We start from the raw sequence: 4,138 nt of genomic DNA on the forward strand, positions 1-4,138 counted from the left end.
TATCCTGACCAGTACTCCGAGCGGCATCTGCGCACACTCCAGCGGCGTCTGAAAATCTGGCGCCGGGATGCGGCATGGGCCATGGTGTTCGGGTCATCGGATCAAGGCTCGGTGCCCGCAGAGCCCTGAGGCTTGCCGGGAGCATGAAGATGAGGCAACGACCATCCGTGTCGGGAGCATTCTTCGGTGAGGCAATACGCAAGGGCAATCTGGGAGTCTTTCCTTGTCATGGCCCGGGTATGATTAGCTTTTCCTGAACCGCTGCCCTGGATTGCCTTGAGAAGCTGCACTGAGATTGCTCATGGACCGGCGTGATCAGATTAGGAAAATCGTCATCTTCGCGGACGGCACGGGCAACGCCTTCAGGAACCGGGAATCGAACATCTGGCGGCTCTACACCGCTCTCGATCTCAAGAGCCCGGACCAAGTCGCAGTCTACATCCAGGGTGTTGGGACGTCCGGCTTCCGGCCCTTTGCCATGGTCGACGCCGCGACCGGTATCGGGGTGCCCTCCAACGTTCGCAAGCTCTATCGCTTCCTGTGTTGGAACTGGCGCCTGGGCGTCGAGATCTACTTGTTCGGTTTCAGCCGTGGCGCTTTCACGATCCGCACGCTGATCGGCCTGATTGCGAGCCAAGGTCTCCTCCCAACCGAAATCGACGGCGCTCCGGTCTCGCGCGCCGAGATGAGGCGTAATGCCAAGGCGGCTTGGCGAGCGTATCGCGCCGAAAAAGTGACCTGGCGCAACAGTTTTCCCACCATCCCGATCGCTCGTGCCATCCGCGACGCCGTTCTGGCGATCTATCGCGGCCTTCTCCGGCAGCGGAGCTATGCAGCGGTTCGCGCCGCCATAGACCCGTCAAGACAGAACGTTCGCATCAGGTTCGCCGGCCTCTTCGATACAGTCGAAGCCTATGGCGTCCCGATCGAGGAGATGAGGACGGCGATCGACAAGGCCATCTGGCCCATATCGTTCCGCAATCGTGTCCTCAGCGACAAGGTGGATTTCGCGCGGCACGCTCTCGCCCTCGATGACGAGCGCACGACGTTTCATCCGTTGCGTTTCGATATGACACATGAGGGCCCTTGGGCCGCCAATGCCCGCATCAAGGAGGTCTGGTTTGCGGGGGTTCACTCGGATGTTGGCGGCGGATACCCTGAGGATGCACTCTCGTATGTGCCGCTCACATGGATGATCGAAGAGATCGCCGCGACGGCCACGGGACCGGACGGCGGTTTGCGTCTACTGCCGAGCGTTCTTGACCCCTTCCGCAAACAGGCCTCGCCGCTCGCGCCAATCCATGACTCGCGTCAAGGACTTGCCGTCCTCTACCGCTATGATCCAAGGCCGATTGCCTCGGGGGCTGAGAGCGGTGGCCCACCGGTCATCCACCACTCGGTCGCCGAAAAGATGGTGTACGGCACCGAGAATTATGCGCCTCTGACCCTTCCCAAAAGCGCTTATGTCCTGATGCCAGATGGCACCCGGCACCAGATTTCGGGGTTCGACGCCGAAGACTATCGGAAGCATTCCACCTTGGCGCTCCAGCACCCGGCTGCCGCGATGCCGGCGATTGACGCCGTTCAGCGTCTGAATGAACCGAATGAAGCCTTCGTCGCCTTAACACGTGACATGATCTGGTGGCGCAGGGTCGCCTATTTTGCCCTGCTCACCGCAACGCTCGTCCTCATCGGCCTTCCGGTCACCGCATTGTTGTTAAGCGATGCTCTCGACGCCGTTGTGAGCAGTCTTGCATCGGCAATCGGGCGCGAGGACCTCGCGGCATGGGCGCAGAGAAGGCTGGACGATGCCCGCGACGGTCTTGGTTCGAACCTGACCGATCTGTCCACGACGTTCGGCGGCCTTGTTCCGAGCTATGCAAAAGGCTGGGTCGGAGCCCTTGCGATCCAACCGGTGACGTCACTTGTGATTATCGTCGCAGTGCTCGGCCTTTATCGCTTGAACGGCAGCCTGCGTGATCGCATCGCCGACAATGCACGATGCGTCTGGTTCTTCGAAAAACGTCCCGACGGGAAGGCATTCCAGAAGGACCGCGAGCGCAGGCCGGGCGAGCCGGGTTTTCTCGTCACCGTGGCGCGACGCCTGAGGCAATCGCGCGTGGCCGCTTCCGTGTACACGATGGCGTCGCGCTACGTTTTGCCAGGAGCCACGCTCGTCATCCTCGTGGGATTGGCCGCGGCCTTCATGGGCAGAGCCGTGCTCAATTATCGATCCGGCGCAGGCGGCGTGTGCAAAGAAACCGCGGCGAAGAACCTGCTGCGCCAGCCCAAGGACGGCGTCGCGAATCTGGCGGAGGGTTTCCACACCAACAATCCCTGCTGGGGCACAGGCATCTACGTCGACAAAGGACGCCTCTACACGGTCTGGGTCGAGATGTCCGAACCGTATCTCGACGGTCGGAAGGTCGTGGATATCATGGGCTTCCGGGACACCTCCCCGCTCTACCTGCTCGGGCTGCCGCTCCGCCGCTGGTGGACGGCCGACTGGTTCCAGCCCATTGCCCGGATCGGTTCCAGGGGCAATGTGGAGTGGGCTCTGCAGGCGAGCGACAGCGCAACAGCCCCTGAACTGGCCGACGACGCTGAAATCTCAAATAAGGGCACGATCTCAATCTGCGGAGGAGCTTCTGTTTTGGACGGCGCCCAAGTCCAGGAGATTCAAGCCCGCAAGGGCATTCGGAAGAGCTTTGTGTCTCAATTCCAAGCGACTGCGAGCGGTGAGCTCTTTCTCTACCTGAATGACGCCATGACGGCGCTGCCCTTCGGGCCGCTCGTCACGTGCTTTTACAGAAATAACAGCGGATCCGCCAAGGTCACGGTGGAGTTAATGCCCAGTCCCCAACCGCCGCCGCCACAGCCGTATGATTTCTCGCAAAATCGCTAACTGAACCAGGGGAGCATAAGGCTTCGTGAGGCAGCCTGTGAGCGGGGCCTCTCCGGATGGTGGCGATCAAGCCGATCAGCGGCCGTGCAACGAGAGGCTGGAAGGCAGGCGACATGGTTGCCCCACATTATCATATGGTCTCCAATCCCGAGGGGTATCCTCAAACTTGAGGAAGCCTGGGGCATTACATCCCAGTCATCTGAAGGACTCGGTGCTGATGTTGAAGGGCGTGGCCCATCTGCGCTGGAGAGATAGCTATCAAGCCCTGCGAGCCCGCCTGGCAAGCGTTTGTTGCCAGTGCAAGAGCAGCCCACCGAGCTTCTTCCTCAGTGGTATACGAGTAGAGGGTTTGTCCTTCGCAACAAACCGACCAGAGGTCTTCCTGCAGTCGAATAACTTCGAAATGTTGCATGCTCTTGCCCCCAAGTATGGAGCGAACGTACCCGTTCTATCTCGCATCTGCAGCAATCCGGAAGAGGTAGGGGAGTTGCCAAAAGTATATCTCCACTCGATCGCGGGCCGGTCTGATCCTGAACTCGCCGTGCTAGTATCCACCGGACAGGTCTCGAGGAGAGCGGGTTGGGAGCTATTCGGTCCGCCTTTAGAACTGAACCGGACTGACGAAATCAGACCACATGTCGGCTTGGACTGATGCCGAGAATGCCGCGCTGGCGAACCGGCGGCGTGCAGGCCATGTCCCAGAACGAAAACGCCGCCAGCAACCTGCCGGCGGCGTTAAATTCCGAAGGGTGTCGAGAGCCTCAGAAGGGACGCTTGGTATCCGCATAGAATGCGCGGTTGAAGGGCGTCTTGAAGGGCGCCGTCAGGTTAACCGGTGGGTGACTGGATGGAGGCATATGTGAGGGATGAAGAACACCCGTCATCCTCGCTATGCCCGCCACCGCTTTCCGGCTGAAGTCATCAGCTATGCCGTTTGGTTGTACTTCCGGTTTCCGCTCAGCCTGCGCATGGTCGAGGAGATGCTCGCCGCCCGAGGGATCTTGGTCAGCCACGAGACGGTCCGGCAATGGGCGTTGAAGTTCGGCCAAAGCTTCGCCAAGCAGATCCGCCGCCGTCTTCCAGCACCCGGAGACAAATGGCACTTGGACGGTGTGTCACGAACACATTTCTGAAGGAGGAGATGTGGAGCTGTACAAGAGATGAGGGTCGGCCCCTCGAGGTCCGCAGTCAGGTGCCGACCTCAAACCCCTGCAAGCTGCGGCCGTCAAGAGC

The 4,138-nt window shown here is 60.4% G+C and carries 1 protein-coding gene and 1 pseudogene; both read left to right on the forward strand.

Annotation, left to right across the window (positions count from 1 at the left end; all coding sequences use genetic code 11):
• Positions 1-301 precede the first annotated feature (301 nt).
• Positions 302-2,905, forward strand: coding sequence for a DUF2235 domain-containing protein (locus FS320_RS39415; protein ID WP_152717840.1), 2,604 nt, complete (start codon positions 302-304; stop codon positions 2,903-2,905).
• Between the two features lie 866 nt (positions 2,906-3,771).
• Positions 3,772-4,020, forward strand: a pseudogene (locus tag FS320_RS39420) (IS6 family transposase); the annotation flags it as partial.
• Between the last annotated feature and the right edge of the window lie 118 nt (positions 4,021-4,138).

The sequence above is a fragment of the Microvirga tunisiensis genome, from assembly GCF_009296175.1.
Lineage (GTDB): Bacteria > Pseudomonadota > Alphaproteobacteria > Rhizobiales > Beijerinckiaceae > Microvirga > Microvirga tunisiensis.